The 15,081-nt window shown below is 64.4% G+C and carries 20 protein-coding genes; 18 read left to right on the top strand and 2 right to left on the bottom strand.

All coding sequences use genetic code 11. The features are described 5' to 3' along the window. Positions 1-3: 3 nt before the first annotated feature. Positions 4-819 (top strand): ABC transporter permease, encoded by an 816-nt coding sequence (locus OH799_RS28300; protein ID WP_406282694.1) that lies wholly within the window; start codon positions 4-6, stop codon positions 817-819. Next, on the top strand, positions 816-1,685 hold the full coding sequence (locus OH799_RS28305; protein ID WP_406270165.1) for an ABC transporter permease: 870 nt from the start codon (positions 816-818) through the stop codon (positions 1,683-1,685). The genes OH799_RS28300 and OH799_RS28305 overlap by 4 nt, the downstream gene beginning before the upstream one ends. Here the strand turns inward: OH799_RS28305 and OH799_RS28310 are convergent. Together OH799_RS28310 and OH799_RS28315 are read right to left on the bottom strand one after the other, a co-directional pair. After that, positions 1,655-2,845: a lycopene cyclase family protein gene (locus tag OH799_RS28310; protein WP_406270168.1), complete on the bottom strand. Its 1,191-nt coding sequence runs from the start codon at positions 2,843-2,845 to the stop codon at positions 1,655-1,657. The genes OH799_RS28305 and OH799_RS28310 overlap by 31 nt on opposite strands. 202 nt (positions 2,846-3,047) lie before the next feature. Next, positions 3,048-3,524 (bottom strand): hotdog fold domain-containing protein, encoded by a 477-nt coding sequence (locus tag OH799_RS28315; RefSeq protein WP_406270171.1) that lies wholly within the window; start codon positions 3,522-3,524, stop codon positions 3,048-3,050. Between the two features lie 648 nt (positions 3,525-4,172). On the opposite strand from OH799_RS28315, the gene rpsJ reads away from it, so the two are divergent. The 16 genes from rpsJ (at position 4,173) to OH799_RS28395 (ending at position 14,897) form a co-directional block, all read left to right on the top strand. After that, entirely contained in the window at positions 4,173-4,478 is a 306-nt protein-coding gene (gene rpsJ / locus OH799_RS28320; RefSeq protein WP_003938093.1) for a 30S ribosomal protein S10, read from the top strand. A 14-nt stretch (positions 4,479-4,492) separates the two neighbouring features. Next, positions 4,493-5,158 carry a 50S ribosomal protein L3 gene (rplC, locus tag OH799_RS28325; RefSeq protein ID WP_406270174.1) on the top strand — a complete coding sequence of 222 codons (666 nt, stop codon included), beginning with the start codon at positions 4,493-4,495 and terminating at the stop codon, positions 5,156-5,158. Beyond that, positions 5,155-5,862 (top strand): 50S ribosomal protein L4, encoded by a 708-nt coding sequence (gene rplD, locus OH799_RS28330; protein WP_357269690.1) that lies wholly within the window; start codon positions 5,155-5,157, stop codon positions 5,860-5,862. The genes rplC and rplD overlap by 4 nt, the downstream gene beginning before the upstream one ends. Further along, positions 5,859-6,164, top strand: a complete 306-nt coding sequence (rplW, locus tag OH799_RS28335; RefSeq protein WP_014981657.1) for a 50S ribosomal protein L23 — start codon at positions 5,859-5,861, stop codon at positions 6,162-6,164. Before rplD ends, rplW begins: the two co-directional genes overlap by 4 nt. Positions 6,165-6,197: 33 nt before the next feature. Then, on the top strand, positions 6,198-7,034 hold the full coding sequence (gene rplB, locus OH799_RS28340) for a 50S ribosomal protein L2 (protein ID WP_406270177.1): 837 nt from the start codon (positions 6,198-6,200) through the stop codon (positions 7,032-7,034). A gap of 15 nt (positions 7,035-7,049) precedes the next feature. Further along, positions 7,050-7,331 (top strand): 30S ribosomal protein S19, encoded by a 282-nt coding sequence (rpsS, locus tag OH799_RS28345; protein WP_327112477.1) that lies wholly within the window; start codon positions 7,050-7,052, stop codon positions 7,329-7,331. Further along, on the top strand, positions 7,328-7,732 hold the full coding sequence (gene rplV / locus OH799_RS28350) for a 50S ribosomal protein L22 (protein ID WP_357269681.1): 405 nt from the start codon (positions 7,328-7,330) through the stop codon (positions 7,730-7,732). Before rpsS ends, rplV begins: the two co-directional genes overlap by 4 nt. Then, positions 7,732-8,526 carry a 30S ribosomal protein S3 gene (gene rpsC / locus OH799_RS28355; RefSeq protein WP_327112479.1) on the top strand — a complete coding sequence of 265 codons (795 nt, stop codon included), beginning with the start codon at positions 7,732-7,734 and terminating at the stop codon, positions 8,524-8,526. Before rplV ends, rpsC begins: the two co-directional genes overlap by 1 nt. A 3-nt stretch (positions 8,527-8,529) precedes the next feature. Continuing rightward, positions 8,530-8,946 (top strand): 50S ribosomal protein L16, encoded by a 417-nt coding sequence (gene rplP, locus OH799_RS28360; protein WP_327112480.1) that lies wholly within the window; start codon positions 8,530-8,532, stop codon positions 8,944-8,946. Then, the gene (gene rpmC / locus OH799_RS28365; RefSeq protein ID WP_327112481.1) at positions 8,946-9,185 is read left to right on the top strand and encodes a 50S ribosomal protein L29; all 240 of its coding nucleotides are present in this window, start codon (positions 8,946-8,948) and stop codon (positions 9,183-9,185) included. The genes rplP and rpmC overlap by 1 nt, the downstream gene beginning before the upstream one ends. Next, a complete protein-coding gene (rpsQ, locus tag OH799_RS28370) occupies positions 9,182-9,454 on the top strand; it encodes a 30S ribosomal protein S17 (protein ID WP_357176834.1) in 273 nt (90 codons plus the stop codon). Before rpmC ends, rpsQ begins: the two co-directional genes overlap by 4 nt. A 98-nt stretch (positions 9,455-9,552) precedes the next feature. Continuing rightward, the gene (locus OH799_RS28375) at positions 9,553-9,714 is read left to right on the top strand and encodes a hypothetical protein (RefSeq protein WP_406270184.1); all 162 of its coding nucleotides are present in this window, start codon (positions 9,553-9,555) and stop codon (positions 9,712-9,714) included. Between the two features lie 297 nt (positions 9,715-10,011). Continuing rightward, complete coding sequence (locus OH799_RS28380; RefSeq protein ID WP_406270187.1) at positions 10,012-10,146, top strand: hypothetical protein; 135 nt, start codon at positions 10,012-10,014, stop codon at positions 10,144-10,146. A 419-nt stretch (positions 10,147-10,565) separates the two neighbouring features. Continuing rightward, a complete protein-coding gene (locus tag OH799_RS28385) occupies positions 10,566-11,897 on the top strand; it encodes an SUMF1/EgtB/PvdO family nonheme iron enzyme (RefSeq protein ID WP_406270190.1) in 1,332 nt (443 codons plus the stop codon). A 7-nt stretch (positions 11,898-11,904) separates the two neighbouring features. Then, positions 11,905-12,315, top strand: a complete 411-nt coding sequence (locus OH799_RS28390) for a nuclear transport factor 2 family protein (protein ID WP_406270193.1) — start codon at positions 11,905-11,907, stop codon at positions 12,313-12,315. Further along, positions 12,300-14,897 carry a cytochrome P450 gene (locus OH799_RS28395; RefSeq protein WP_406270196.1) on the top strand — a complete coding sequence of 866 codons (2,598 nt, stop codon included), beginning with the start codon at positions 12,300-12,302 and terminating at the stop codon, positions 14,895-14,897. Before OH799_RS28390 ends, OH799_RS28395 begins: the two co-directional genes overlap by 16 nt. Positions 14,898-15,081 lie beyond the last annotated feature (184 nt).

A 15,081-nucleotide genomic window follows, 5' to 3' on the forward strand; every position in this document is an offset into this window, starting at 1 on the left:
GCTGTGACCGCCCCGGAGAGCACACCCGCCGCCGCGGCACTGTTCGCCGAGCTGCCCGAGCCGCGGCTCTCGTCGTTCGCACAATGGCGCGCGCTGACCGGCCGGATCGTCCACACCATGGTGACCAAGGGCGAGATGATCGTCGCGGTGGTCACGCCGCTGATGTTCACGCTCGGCTTCTACCTGCCGCTGCGCTACGTGATGAAGTTCCAGGGGATCGACTACGCCCAGTACGTCATGCCGATCATCGTGCTGCAGACCATGGCTTTCACGATGATGTCGAACGCGCAGATTGCCGCGTTCGAGGCGCGGACCGGATTGAGCACCCGCCTGCAGACGATGCCGATCGGCATGGTCGTCCCGCTCACGGCGCGTATCGCGGCCGGGCTGGTCCGGTCGATCACCTCGCTCACCGCCGCGGTGGTCTTCGGATACGTCATCGGATTCCGCTTCGTCGCGGGCTTCGGGCAGGCGGTGCTGTTCTGTGTTTTCTCGCTCGCCGTCGGCACGGTGCTCGCGATCGGCGCCGATGCACTCGGCAGCCTGACCAAGAGCCCTGAGTCGCTCAGTCAGGCGCTGACCTTGCCGACGCTGATCTTCGGCATGCTCTCCTGCGGGTTCGTCCCCGAACGCAGCTACCCGATGTGGATTCGGCCGTTCGTGCGCAACCAGCCGATCTCCCAGTTCTCCTTCGCCCTGCGCGATATGGCGGCCGAGGGAGTGACCTGGCAGGTGTTGTGGGTACCGCTGGTGTGGGTGGCCGGGCTCGCGGTGGTGTTCATCCCGTTGGCGATCTGGGCGAGTGTGAGGCGGTCATGAGTTCTGTGGAGGCGACCGTGGCACCCGCCGACGACGCGGCCGAGCGCATCAGCTCGTCATTGCTGCCCGAAGTGACCGCGCGCTCGGAATCTTCCCTGCGTACCTGGGCCGCGCACAGTCTGATCCAGTGCAAGCGCCTGCTGATGGTGTGGGCACGCGACCCCGCGACGACGATCCAGGCGCTGATCTATCCGGCCGTTACCCTGCTGATGTTCCGCATCGTGCTCGGCGACTCGATCACGCTGGCTACCGGCCAGCCGAGCGTCTATGGAACCGTTCCGATGATCACGCTGGTCGCCGCGATGTCGGGTGCGGTGGTGAGCGCGCTCGGATTGAAAGTGGAGAAGATGACCGGGCTGCTCGGCCGGTTCTGGACCATGCCGATCCATCGCGCGGCGGGGTTGACCGGGCGACTGCTCGCCGAGGCGATTCGGGTGCTGGTCACCACGTTGTTCGTCCTTGCGGTCGGGTTGCCCATCGGCTTCCGCTTCGACCAGGGGCTTGGGGCGGCGCTGGCGCTGCTCTGTATTCCGGTGCTGTTCGGTGTGGCTTTCGCCGTGCTGGTCACCGCGCTGGCGACGGTCTCCGACGGCGTGCTGCTGGTGAATATCATCGGAATCACCAGTACGTTTCTGATGTTCTTCAACTCCGGATTCGTACCGACTTCCGTCTACCCGAGCTGGCTGCAAGGTGTGATCGGGAACCAGCCGATGAGCTGCGCCATCGACGCCATGCGCGGACTGTCCTACGGCGGCCCGGTGGCGGAGCCGCTGCTGAAGACTCTCGCCTGGGTGATCGGGATGATCGTGGTCTTCGCCTACCCCGCGGTCCGCGGCTACCGCCGCGCCGCCGAGACCGGAGCCTGATCGAAGCCGTAGTCCAGCCAGCGGTTCCGGTTGGTCCAGCCGACCAGGTCGTAGCGCCAGTGGAACGGCCAGGTGTGCGCGACGGTGTTGAACAGCACCGCGCCGAGAGCGGTGTAGTCGTCGTGGGCGGACAGCAGGGCGCGCCGGCCGCGAGGGGAGGCGCTGAAGAACGCGTCGAACATGGCGATGGATTGTTCGGTGGTGAGCCTGCCCAGGCCGTAGAGGCCGCGCGTCCGCATCCAGTACACCAGTCGCGCGCGCCGTGGCCACAGCGCGGCGATCGGGTCGCGACCCCGCTGTAGTGCGGTGACCGCGGTGTCGACCAGTGCGAGTGAGCCGGCGACGCTGTAGCCGGTGCACGGATGCATCATGCCGCCGCGCGACCCGAACGGAAGCGCCCTCGCCTCGCCTTTGCGCGGCGGCGGCTGGTCGAGCGGGTAATGCGCCGCCTCGCTCGGTTCGGCGCCGGTGAGCCGGATACCGTGCGCGGCGAGTCGGTTGAGCGTGCGCCTGCGCAGTTCGCGTTGTGGCATGCCGCCGCGCAGGCCGAGGCTGGTCTCCTCGAAGATCACCGTGCCGTCGCCGAGCGGCACCGCGTAGAGGAACGACGGCGGTTCGTCCGGGCCCGCGCCGTTTTCCGGTCGCCAGTCCAGCAACAAGCCCTCGCCCGCACCGACCATCGGCGCGGCCGTCTCGGCGTCGACGAAGACACCGTGCGCGCTCGCCGCCCTGCGGCGTCCGAGGGCGGGCAGTCCACGGGTGTCGAACACTGTCGCCGCGATGTGCACCGTGCCGTCGGCGAGCTCGACCTCGTGCGCGTCCACCCGGCTGGCGCGGCCTGCCACGACGGCGGCGTCGTCGAGCGGGAGCGCTTCGCGCAGACCGGGCTTGGACAGCACACAGTAGGGCCGGTCGATGCGGTGTTCGGTCGTCGTCCACACGGTGGGCGCCGGGATCGTGGTCGCGATGGCGCCGGGCGGCAGCCAGTCCGGCAGCTCGTCGACCCAGCAGGAGAAGGTGGGCGGCCACAGCCGGTCGGGACGCGGATCGATCGCGGTCACCGACAGCCCGGCCCGCATTGCGCGATGCGCCAGCGCCCGGCCGGTCGGGCCGAGCCCGACCACGCACACGTCGACTTCCCGGACCGCGCTGCCACCCATGGGGGCATTCAATCCGTCCGGCCGGCGCAAGCGCAACTATCGCCGCTGATCGAGCCCTGGAAATGCAGGTCTCGCGGAAATGCGTCCAGCCTGGAACAGATGCGGCGAGAATTCAATTTTCGGGCAGGTCCCAGAATTAGCAGACCTGCAGCGTCAGGCGTGAATCACCTTGGGCCACAAGCACCTCGGCGGGGAAGAAACGTCAATCGGGCGTCACCCAAGTGGTGATGTCGGCATGTACGACTTCGAGGCCGTGTTTGTCGTAGATCGACACCGGCACCACCAGGTCGCGGCCTTCGGTGATCGCCGCGAAGTCCGGAATCTCGGGCAGTTTCGCGACGGCGCGCAGTCCGGTCTCGGCCTTGGCCAGGTATTGCACGGTCATCGCCTTCGGAATCCAACGGTGCGTCGCGGGGACGGTCGCCTCGCTGAGCATGCCCATCGCCACTTCCGCCAGGTTGCACGCCGCGATCGCGTGGAAGGTGCCCAGATGGTTGTGGATACCGAACCACTTCGGCGAGGTCACCTCGCACAGCCCGGGTTCCAGCCGGACCACGCTCGGCAGCACGGTACCGAAGTACGGCACCCGCGCAACCATCCCGAGGGAGAACAAGGCGTGGCCCAGCCGGTTGTCCGGCAGTTTCTTCCAGCCGCGGTAGGTCACGGTCTCTTTTGTCATAAGCTGTATCTTACTCAGAAGTAAGTTATGGGTAAGCCCTCTGCTGTCGATACTGTCCGGCACCCTGCCCTGCGTACGGCGGCCGGCTGACTGAGCGAACGCACGGCCGCCGTGCCCGCGGCGAAGTCGCCAGTGGCGGTCGCTCAGACGTGAGTCATAACGGACCGCGAGCACGCTGCGCCCGCGCGGCCGAAGACGCAGCGCGAACCCGTCGACGGGTTCGCAGCCGAACAGTGCAACGGCAAAACAAACACCGATTTGGAGTGTGGGAGTGCGTCGGGCATACTGTTCGGGTTGCCTTGCACCGGGCCGTGCCTGTTCCGTGTGGAACGGGTTGTGGTCGGGCGAGGCGAGTAGTACCCAATCTTGTACCTCGCCGGGTTTCCGGCGTGGGTACGTCCGGGACAGTGTTCCAGGTCTGAGATGAAGTAGATCCGAGGCCGAGGAATGAGCGGATGGGCGACACGCCCGACCGCGTGGACCGGAGAACCATGACAGATGAACAGCGGCGAGGACCGGGCATGCCCGGTCAGGTCTCGACTCTGAGGCGTCTTCGTGTGTTCGGGCTGTGCAAATTGAGGGTGGTCCAGAAAGTTGGTGTAGCCAGCTTCCGGGCCACGAAGGAAAGCGGAGAAAAGGACACTTAGCGTGGCGGGACAAAAGATCCGCATCAGGCTCAAGGCCTATGACCACGAGGCGATCGACGCATCTGCGCGCAAGATCGTGGAGACGGTGACCCGCACCGGGGCACGTGTCGTGGGCCCGGTGCCGTTGCCGACCGAGAAGAACGTGTACTGCGTCATCCGTTCGCCGCACAAGTACAAGGACTCGCGCGAGCACTTCGAGATGCGTACGCACAAGCGCCTTATCGACATCCTCGACCCGACGCCGAAGACGGTGGACGCGCTTATGCGCATCGACCTGCCGGCCAGCGTCGACGTCAACATTCAGTGACGGGGACTCGAGATATGACTGACAACAAGAACAGGCCGGCGGCCGGCATCCTGGGCACCAAGCTCGGCATGACCCAGGTCTTCGACGACAAGAACCGCGTCGTTCCCGTGACCGTCATCAAGGCCGGACCGAACGTCGTTACCCAGATTCGCACCGTGGAGCGTGACGGCTACAGCGCCGTCCAGGTGGCTTTCGGCGCCATCGACCCGCGCAAGGTGAACAAGCCGGTCTCCGGTCAGTTCACCAAGGCTGGTGTCACGCCGCGTCGCCACGTCGCCGAGATCCGCGTCGCGGACGCCTCCACCTTCGAGGTCGGCCAGGAGATCAACGCCGACGTGTTCGAAGAGGGTACCTACGTCGACGTCACCGGCACCAGCAAGGGCAAGGGTTTCGCTGGCACCATGAAGCGCCACGGCTTCCGTGGTCAGGGTGCTTCGCACGGTGCGCAGGCCGTGCACCGTCGCCCGGGTTCCATCGGTGGCTGCGCCACCCCCGGCCGCGTGTTCAAGGGCATGCGCATGTCGGGCCGGATGGGCAACGACCGCGTCACCACGCAGAACCTGTCGGTTCACAAGGTGGACGCCGAGAACGGCCTGCTGCTGATCAAGGGAGCGATCCCGGGTCGCAAGGGCGGCGTCGTGATCGTCAAGAGCGCCGTGAAGGGTGGTGCGCACGCATGACCAGCTCTGCTGTGAACACTGAGAAGAAGTCCGCCGACCTCACGCTGCCGGTCAAAGAGATCGGCGGCAAGACCAACGGCACCGTCGAGCTCCCCGCGGAGATCTTCGACGTGACCGCCAATATCGCGCTGATGCACCAGGTCGTCATCGCGCAGTTGGCCGCGGCCCGTCAGGGCACGCACAGCACGAAGACGCGCGGCGAGGTCTCCGGTGGCGGCAAGAAGCCGTACCGGCAGAAGGGCACCGGTCGCGCCCGTCAGGGCTCGACCCGGGCGCCGCAGTTCGCCGGCGGTGGCACCGTGCACGGCCCGCAGCCGCGCGACTACAGCCAACGCACCCCGAAGAAGATGAAGGCCGCCGCCCTGCGTGGCGCCCTGTCGGACCGGGCCCGCAACGAGCGCATCCACGTGATCGCCGAGCTGGTCGCCGGACAGACGCCGTCGACCAAGACCGCCAAGAGCTTCCTGGCCGAGCTGTCGGACCGCAAGAAGTTCCTGGTCGTCGTCGGCCGCGAGGACATCGCCGCGTGGAAGAGCGTCGCGAACCTGCAGAACGTGCAGCCGATCGCCCCGGATCAGCTCAACACCTACGACGTGCTGAACAGCGACGAAGTGGTGTTCAGCGTCGAGGCTCTGAACACTTTCGTTCACGGCCCCGCGGAGTCTCCGCAGGACACCGCGGCGGCACAGGAGGAGAGCAAGTGACCACCATCGCCGACCCCCGCGACATCCTGCTGGCGCCGGTCATCTCGGAGAAGTCCTACGGACTGATCGAGGAAGGCACCTACACCTTCCTGGTGCACCCGGACTCGAACAAGACGCAGATCAAGATCGCCGTCGAGAAGGTCTTCGGTGTGAAGGTCACCAGCGTCAACACCGCCAACCGTCAGGGCAAGCGCAAGCGGACCCGCTTCGGTTACGGCAAGCGCAAAGACACCAAGCGCGCGCTCGTGACCATCTCGGCCGACAGCAAGCCCATCGAGATCTTCGGAGGCCCGGTCGCGTAAGCGCCTGGGAACCCAGAAAGCAGAGAAGAACTCATGGCAATTCGTAAGTACAAGCCGACTACGCCGGGCCGTCGTGGCGCCAGCGTCTCGGACTTCGCGGAGATCACCCGGTCGACGCCCGAGAAGTCGCTGCTGCGTCCGCTGTCCAAGAGCGGTGGTCGTAACGCCCACGGCCGCATCACCACTCGCCACCGTGGTGGCGGGCACAAGCGGGCCTACCGTGTCATCGACTTCCGTCGTCTGGACAAGGACGGCATCCCGGCCAAGATCGCGCACATCGAGTACGACCCGAACCGGACCGCGAACATCGCGCTGCTGCACTATGTGGACGGCGAGAAGCGCTACATCATCGCCCCCAAGGGGGTGACGCAGGGCACGCCCATCGAGTCCGGCCCCACGGCCGACATCAAGCCGGGCAACAACCTGCCGCTGCGCAACATCCCGACCGGTACCACCATCCACAACGTGGAGCTGCGTCCGGGTGGCGGTGCCAAGCTGGCCCGTTCCGCGGGCATGAGCATCCAGCTGCTCGGTAAGGAAGGCCCCTACGCCACGCTGCGTATGCCCTCCGGCGAGATCCGTCGCGTCGACGTGCGCTGCCGCGCCACCGTCGGCGAGGTCGGCAACGCCGAGCAGTCGAACATCAACTGGGGCAAGGCCGGCCGCATGCGCTGGAAGGGTCGTCGCCCCACAGTCCGTGGTGTCGTCATGAACCCGGTCGACCACCCGCACGGTGGTGGTGAAGGCAAGACCTCCGGTGGTCGCCACCCGGTCTCGCCGTGGGGTCAGCCGGAAGGCCGTACCCGCAAGCCCAACCGCCCGAGCGACAAGCTCATCGTCCGCCGCCGCAAGACCGGCAAGAAGCGCTGAAGGAGGAGGTAAGAAATGCCACGCAGCCTCAAGAAAGGCCCGTTTGTCGACGACCACCTCCTCGCGAAGGTGGACGTGCAGAACGAGAAGGGCACAAAGCAGGTCATCAAGACCTGGTCGCGTCGTTCGACCATCATCCCCGATTTCATCGGGCACACGTTCGCGGTGCACGACGGCCGCAAGCACGTGCCGGTGTTCGTCTCGGACAACATGGTCGGACACAAGCTCGGTGAGTTCGCGCCGACCAGGACGTTCAGGAGCCACGTCAAGGAAGACCGGAAGAGCAAGCGGCGATGACGACGACTGAGACTCAGAACCTGACTGCGCGCGCGACCGCCAAGCACGTTCGCGTCACTCCGATGAAGGCACGCCGTGTCGTGGACTTGGTCCGCGGTAAGCGTGTCGAGGACGCCCTCGCCCTGCTGAAGTTCGCGCCCCAGGCCGCGAGCGAGCCGGTCGCCAAGGTTGTCGCCAGCGCGGCGGCCAACGCCGAGAACAACCTCGGCTTGGACCCGTCCACACTGGTCATCTCGACGGCCTACGTCGACGAGGGCGCGACCATGAAGCGGTTCCAGCCGCGTGCCCAGGGCCGTGCGTTCCGCATCCGCAAGCGCACCAGCCACATCACCATCGAGGTCGAGAGCATCCCCACCGCCGGTGGATCCACTCGTAACCGCCGGAAGGGAGGGGCAAAGTAATGGGACAGAAAATCAACCCCCATGGCTTCCGCCTCGGTATCACCACCGACTGGAAGTCGCGTTGGTACGCGGACAAGCAGTACGCGGACTACGTGAAGGAAGACGTCGCGATCCGCAAGCTCCTCGCCACCGGCATGGAGCGGGCGGGCATCTCCAAGGTCGAGATCGAGCGCACCCGTGACCGCGTGCGGGTGGACATCCACACCGCACGTCCGGGCATCGTGATCGGCCGCCGCGGCGCGGAGGCCGACCGCATCCGTGCCGAGCTGGAGAAGCTCACCGGCAAGCAGGTCCAGCTGAACATTCTCGAGGTCAAGAACCCCGAGTCGGATGCGCAGCTGGTCGCCCAGGCCGTCGCGGAGCAGCTGTCCAACCGTGTCGCCTTCCGTCGCGCGATGCGCAAGGCCATTCAGTCGGCCATGCGTTCGCCGAACGTCAAGGGCATCCGTGTGCAGTGCTCGGGCCGCCTCGGTGGCGCCGAAATGTCGCGCTCGGAGTTCTACCGCGAGGGTCGCGTGCCGCTGCACACGCTGCGCGCCGACATCGACTACGGCCTCTACGAGGCCAAGACCACCTTCGGTCGCATCGGCGTGAAGGTCTGGATCTACAAGGGCGACATCGTCGGTGGCAAGCGTGAGCTGGCCGCCGCTGCCGCCGCGCCCGAGCGTCCGCGCCGGGAGCGGCCGAGCCGCCCGCGTCGGTCCGGTTCCGCCGGTACCACGGCGACCAGCACCGAGGCCGGGCGTGCCGCCACCGCTGTGGTCGACGCTCCGGCAGAGACACAGGAGGGCTGACGCATGCTGATGCCTCGCAAGGTGAAGCACCGCAAGCAGCATCACCCGGGTCGTTCCGGCATGGCCAAGGGCGGCACCTCGGTGGCGTTCGGCGAGTTCGGTATCCAGGCGCTGGAGCCGGCCTACGTCACCAACCGGCAGATCGAGTCGGCGCGTATCGCGATGACGCGCCACATCAAGCGTGGCGGCAAGATCTGGATCAACATCTACCCGGATCGTCCGCTGACCAAGAAGCCCGCCGAGACCCGTATGGGTTCGGGTAAGGGTTCGCCGGAGTGGTGGATCGCGAACGTCAAGCCCGGTCGGGTGATGTTCGAGATGAGCTACCCGAACGAGGAGACTGCTCGCGAGGCCCTGCGTCGCGCGATGCACAAGCTCCCGATGAAGTGCAGGATCGTGACCAGGGAGGAGCAGTTCTGATGGCTACCGGAACACCGGCCGCAGAGCTCCGCGAGCTCACCGAAGAGGATTTGGTAGCCAAGCTGCGCGAATCCAAGGAAGAGCTGTTCAACCTGCGCTTCCAGATGGCGACGGGTCAGCTGGACAACAACCGTCGTCTGCGCGTCGTCCGTCACGAGATCGCGCGCATCTACACGGTCATGCGTGAGCGCGAGCTCGGTCTGGCCACCGGACCCGCTGGCAAGGGAGACGCTGCATGAGCGACAAAGTGGAAGGTCAGCGCGGCAGCCGCAAGGTTCGCGTCGGCTACGTTGTCTCGGACAAGATGAACAAGACGATCGTCGTCGAGCTGGAAGACCGTAACCGGCACCCGCTCTACGGCAAGATCATCCGCACCACCTCCAAGGTGAAGGCGCACGACGAGAACGAGATCGCCGGTATCGGCGACCGCGTTCAGCTGATGGAGACCCGTCCGCTGTCGGCCACCAAGCGCTGGCGGTTGGTCGAGGTACTGGAGAAGGCCAAATAAGCCTGCTCCATGGCTGACAATATCGAAGGCCCGTTTCCCCTTGTGGGAGACGGGCCTTCGTCTTTCCGCCGTGCCGACCATGGGCATAGATCCAGTGCATGAGAAGTCGAGCCGATGGTATCGCTCGTGACGCGGTCCGGGCGTACCTCATGCGGCATCGCAAGTGGGACTCACCGCTGCTCAGCTACGACGAGACATTCGATCTGGGCGGACCCATCGACAAGGATGTCATCCGCACCATGATGAACCGACCGGCGTGATCGTCGTCGCCGATACCTCGGGCATCCTGGCACTGTTCAATCGTTCGGAGCCCGAGCACTTCGGAGTGCGTCGCGTCGCGGATTCGGCGAGCGCCATTGTCGTCAGCCCGCTGGCACTCACCGAGGTGCACCACGTGGCAAGCGTCCGAGCCGGACGAGGGGAGTCCGCCACAGTGAATCGTTGTCGATGTTCTGCTGAATCGCCGTGGCCTCGACCTATCGCTCCGGTGACCTGACGTTGGCGGAGAGAACGCTGGGCTACAGCCCGATGATGCTGGGTTGGTTCTAGCATCAACTGTGGGGTCACCTCTGCTCAGTGTGGTTCTCATCGCGGTGATCGCGATTCCGCTGCTGCTCACGGCCAGATCGGCGGGACCGATCGACGGGGTCTTGTCGCTGGCAGCGGTCGAGGTTCTGGCGAAGGCGAAGTAATCTCGCTCCATGGCTGACAAGTCGAACCCGAAGACCAGGTTCTCATTTTTGGGAAGTATTAATTTGACATTTCCACAAACTCTATCTTGGTTGATCTCATGACAAGCGCTGCGTGAACGGACTGTCGAAATATACTGGGCCCGAATGGCTTTGAGAGCTGGTAGTGGCAGCTGCCGGAGCTCATCCTTCCTCGGGGATCGTCGCCTCGGAGTCCTGAATTGAAACCTTGACAAGGTAGCGAACCGTGCGTTATCTTTGCGCGATCCAAGAAATATCGGATCACAATACAAATAAGGAGGTCGCCATGTCGGACGAGCAATTCCTGGATTCTCGTGACGAGGGCGAAATCGCCACGAAGTGGTGATGTGCCGACTCGATCTCCCCTTCTGATAGCTGATATAACAGAGAGTCTGATGTAGTTGAAGCAGTTCTCTGGCATTGATGATTGCACTGATGCCGAGTATTGGGTCGCGGTAGAGAAAACCAGTGCTGAGTGGCGCGAACTCCCCGTTGATGATGAAACGCTCTCATTATTGATTTCTCTTTCGCGTAAACATCCGGATTGGCCCATTCGCGCGGCAGCGATTCGCTATCTCGCCGAATCTTTCGGGGAGCGTGATTCGGCCGTCGAGGCCATCATTGCAGCCACTCATGACCAGACGGATTGGGTGTCGTTCACTGCTATTCAGCTATGTGGGGAACTGAGAACAAAAGAGGCCCTGCGGGATCTGATCCGTATTTCGGGTTGGCCGAGCAATTTTATGCGACACGGTTACGCTCGTAAACCTGTCGGGTGCGGTGCCGCCTTCACCAAGCGTGCACTGATCTCGATCCTGGGTAGCCGTGACCCGGAAGAATTGCGTCGGCTCGAGGACGAACATTTTGCCGAGCTGCGTGCCAAAGCCGATACTGGTCGGCCCACACGCAGGCATGAGGATGTCGTCGAGATCCCCGCCGGGCCGTTCATCGCTGGCGCACCTGCGCAAGCGGTCGGCCCCTTCAACATGGACGACTCGGACAACCCGCCGCGTTCGGTGGATCTGCCGGCATTTCTCATCGATCGCACCGTAGTGACCAACCGGCGCTACCGGGAATTCCTCGATGACATCGGTGACAGCACGGCGTTCGACCACCCGGATCAGCCGGAGGGACAAGAACACCATCGCCCAGCCCATCGGCACGACGCACGTTTCAATGGTCCTGAGCTGCCGGTAGTCGGCATCGACTGGTATGACGCGTGGGCATTCGCCAACTGGGCCGGCGGCATGCTGCCGAGCGAGGACCAGTGGGAGAAGGCGGCGCGCGGCTGCGACGGGAGGGTATATCCATGGGGAAATGCGTGGGAACCCGAGCGCGCGAATTTCGTCGAGCGGGCATTCGATACTCGCGTCAGCGATCTCGCTGAACTGGAGCAGTTGCTGGTCACCATCACGGAAGCAGACTTCCCGGCGAGGCCGGTGTTTCCCGCCGACAGCTTCCCGGAGGGTTCTGGTCCGTACGGCTTGCTGCACATGGCTGGCAACGTCTGGGAAATGACCCGAACCAACTTCTTCAGCCGCAAGGACATGGACCCGTTCTTCCGAGGCCGTCGACCAGTCGAGTTCATGAACCGTCAGGATGCCTTCTATGTCCTTCGCGGTGGTACGTGGACCTCGCCGCCGGTCTGTCTCACGACGTACTACCGAGGCAAGGATCTGCTGACCGATAGGCACAACGAGATTGGATTCCGCTGTGTATACCCGGCCGAATGAGCCGTCGGTGAGTACCGGCGCCGATGGTGTCGAAGTTGTGCTGCGGTATCTCGCGGCTTCCAATGCTGGAGACCGCGCGGCGGTGGAGGAGCTGTTGGCCGATGAGGCCACCTTCACGCTCTGGGGTCGGCTGCCGGTTTCCGGAACGACGGTCGGCAAGCGAGCCATTGTCGAGTCTCTGATGCCTGGCGCCCGCAAGTTGTTCCAGCCCGGCACTTTACAGCTGCGACCGCTGCACGTGATGGCCGACGGAGACCATGTGGTCGCCGAGGTGCACGCAGAAGGTACCAGCGCTGCCGGCACTGCCTATGACACCCAGTACTGCATGGTATTTCAGGTCTGCGATGGACAGATCCTTGCGGTACGCGAGTACATGGACACCTCATACGCGGAGACTGTGCTGTGCCCTCATCTGTGAGTTCGACCTACGACCTGTTCAGCGACGCCTTCTTCGCCGAACCGGATCCGGTTTTCCATCGCATGCGTGCTGACGATCCTGTGCACTGGGAGCCGACCCTCGAGGCATGGGTGCTCACTCGTTATCAGGATGTGCGCGCGGTACTCAACGACCCCCGCTTCTCGGTCGATCGCAATGGGCGTATTCGTGGAGCAACCCCGCCCGAGGCGCGGGCGAAGCTGGCGGATTGTTACCGGCTGCTGTCCAAGTGGATGATCTTCACCGACGAGCCCGATCACAGTCGGCTTCGCACGGCCATCGGCCCGGCCTACACGCCGGGAGCGGTTCGCAATGTGATGCCGTTCGTGGACCAGACCGTGCATGAGTTGCTGACTAAAGCATGCGCGCCCGGGGAGTTCGATGTCGTGGCCGACCTCGCCGAACCACTCACGGGACTCGTGAACGCCCGGCTCATCGGCTTCCCTCCTGAATTGGTGAGCCAGGTCAAGCGATGGAGTGACAACGTTTTCCGGCTGTTCGGGTCCGGGATCGTCACCGAAGAGATCGTGGATGCCGCGCACACCAGTCTTGTGGAGTGCGGCGATTATGCCCGTGCGCTGATCGGCGAAGTCCAAGACGCCACGGGGGACAGTCTCGTCGGCAGGCTGCGAGCGAGCCTGGATCGAGGGGAGATCCTCGACGTGGACGAAGCAGCCAAGTCCGTCACGATGGTCATGATCGGGGGCCACGAAGCCGCTCGCCACATGATCGGCAACGGCCTGGTGGCGCTGCTGCGTAACCCGACCCAGTTACAGCTGCTTCGCACTCGTCCCGAACTCATCGGTACGGCAGTCGAAGAGCTGCTGCGTTATGACTCACCGTCGATGGCGGCGCTGCGGTGTGCACGGGTGGACGTCGAGATCGGTGGAACGACTATCCGGGCAGGACAGTTCGTCTTCGCGATGTTGCGGGCGGCCAATCACGACCCGGAAGTGTTCCACGCCCCCGACCGTCTCGACCTGGAGCGCACCGGGGTTCAGCACCTTGGGTTCGGCTTCGGTAGGCACTTCTGTAGCGGCGCGTCGCTGACTCCAGTCGTGGTCACCGCGGCATTACGGGCATTGATCGCGCTCGAACCACGGCTCGCGACCGATCACCTGCAATGGATCCCGAGTCTGTCCAGCCGTGGGCCGGCCGCGCTGCCGGTCCGATCAACCCGTTGGCCCGCGACACCTGAGTTGACCGGCACCCTTGTACTCGATGACGCCGCCCTCGACGCCGCCGCTCACGACCAGGGCAACACGGTCCGCATCCGGCCGACGTCGATTCTGCGACCAGGCGCCTTCGACGACGTCGTTCGGATGATCCAGTATTGCCGTACACAGAATATCCAGGTCGCCCCCCGCGGCACCGCGCACACCAGCTTCGGCCAATGCCTGGTGAACGGTCTCGCCATCGACATGCGGTCATTGGACCGAGTGCTCGAGGTCAGCGAAGACGCTCGAACTGGCACTGCGAGCATAGATGTCCAGGGTGGAGCGCTCTGGCAGGATGTCGTCGCTGCCGGCTTCGAACATGGGCTCAGAGTGCGAACGGGTGTACCCGCCGTATTGCGGCTCACCGTCGGTGGGGTGCTGTCCGTTGGTGGCATCAGCACGATCCGAGTCGGCGGCTCGGTCGCTGAATCCGTTGAGGAACTCGAGGTCGTCACAGGTGCCGGCGAGTTGCTTACCTGTTCCCCCGATAAGCGCAGCGATCTATTCGAGGCCGTCCTCGGTGGACTCGGGCAGGTCGGGGTGATCGTCCGTGCCCGATTGAGTATGGTTCCGGTGGCCCCTCTGGTACGTGGCTATGCCTTGCGCTACCAGCACGCCGAATTGCGTGAAGCGTTCGCGGACCAGCGAATCCTGGCTGACCGCGACGGAATCGATGAGCAACTGCTGCGCTGGAAATGGCAGCCGGATGGCCCTACCGCAGAGCTCACCGCCCACGTTTACTACACCAGCGGCAATCCGCCAGACGACCAATACTTGATGCGTGGCCTCAGCCGCACACCGGCCAGCGTCACCGAGGTGACCTATCTGGAGCGCGTCGCGTCGATCGACCGCCTCTATGCCGAACACGAGCGCCATGGTTGGTCGGACTCTCTGAAACTGTGGTCGGACAACTTTTTGCCCGATCCCGGGCCAGGAAGCGATTTCGAGGACATCACCATCGCGGTGCTCGATGAGATCGGCGAACGTGAGTGGAGCCGGTCGTCGACTGTGCTGCTTTTCCGCAAGCATCGGGACGCCTTCCTCTTGCCGGGTCTGCGCCTACCCGACCCTGCGCTGGGGCGGCACCTGTGCTTGGTCGCAGTTTCTTCGGATGGCTTCGGCAAGACCGTCGACACAGAATATGTTCGAACACGAAAAGCGACTAATCGCCGCTGGTATGAGTGGGCACGAGACGTTGGCGGCACCCTGTATCCGCTCGGCGCGACGGAGTTCACCGCTGCCGATTGGAAGCACCAGTACGCTGACTACTACGGCGCGTTCCAGCGAGCCAAACACCGATACGATCCCGATGGAATTATGACGCCGACTCCGGCGATCTTCGAATGAGACAGGAATTGCGCCGATGTGGCAGCACCGCACGTGCACGGACGCGTCCGACCTCGAGCACCTGACCCCAACGGTTACTCCTGCGGAGGCGCAGGCTTGGTGCAACTTCATCGTATGGATACCTGATCGCCTTCCCGCCGAATGCGAACTACATTCCGGCACCCTGCGCCGTGAGGCTCCTCCC

The sequence above is a fragment of the Nocardia sp. NBC_00881 genome (assembly GCF_045207455.1).
Classification (GTDB): domain Bacteria; phylum Actinomycetota; class Actinomycetes; order Mycobacteriales; family Mycobacteriaceae; genus Nocardia.

Bases quoted from the DNA above. Each gene is read 5' to 3' on its own strand.
- OH799_RS28305 (WP_406270165.1), top strand. From the start codon at position 816: ATGAGTTCTGTGGAGGCGACCGTGGCACCCGCCGACGACGCGGCCGAG.
- OH799_RS28310 (WP_406270168.1), bottom strand. From the start codon at position 2,845: ATGGGTGGCAGCGCGGTCCGGGAAGTCGACGTGTGCGTGGTCGGGCTC.
- OH799_RS28315 (WP_406270171.1), bottom strand. From the start codon at position 3,524: ATGACAAAAGAGACCGTGACCTACCGCGGCTGGAAGAAACTGCCGGAC.
- rplC (WP_406270174.1), top strand. From the start codon at position 4,493: ATGACTGACAACAAGAACAGGCCGGCGGCCGGCATCCTGGGCACCAAG.
- rplD (WP_357269690.1), top strand. From the start codon at position 5,155: ATGACCAGCTCTGCTGTGAACACTGAGAAGAAGTCCGCCGACCTCACG.
- rplB (WP_406270177.1), top strand. From the start codon at position 6,198: ATGGCAATTCGTAAGTACAAGCCGACTACGCCGGGCCGTCGTGGCGCC.
- rpsS (WP_327112477.1), top strand. From the start codon at position 7,050: ATGCCACGCAGCCTCAAGAAAGGCCCGTTTGTCGACGACCACCTCCTC.
- rplV (WP_357269681.1), top strand. From the start codon at position 7,328: ATGACGACGACTGAGACTCAGAACCTGACTGCGCGCGCGACCGCCAAG.
- rpsC (WP_327112479.1), top strand. From the start codon at position 7,732: ATGGGACAGAAAATCAACCCCCATGGCTTCCGCCTCGGTATCACCACC.
- rplP (WP_327112480.1), top strand. From the start codon at position 8,530: ATGCTGATGCCTCGCAAGGTGAAGCACCGCAAGCAGCATCACCCGGGT.
- rpmC (WP_327112481.1), top strand. From the start codon at position 8,946: ATGGCTACCGGAACACCGGCCGCAGAGCTCCGCGAGCTCACCGAAGAG.
- rpsQ (WP_357176834.1), top strand. From the start codon at position 9,182: ATGAGCGACAAAGTGGAAGGTCAGCGCGGCAGCCGCAAGGTTCGCGTC.
- OH799_RS28375 (WP_406270184.1), top strand. From the start codon at position 9,553: ATGAGAAGTCGAGCCGATGGTATCGCTCGTGACGCGGTCCGGGCGTAC.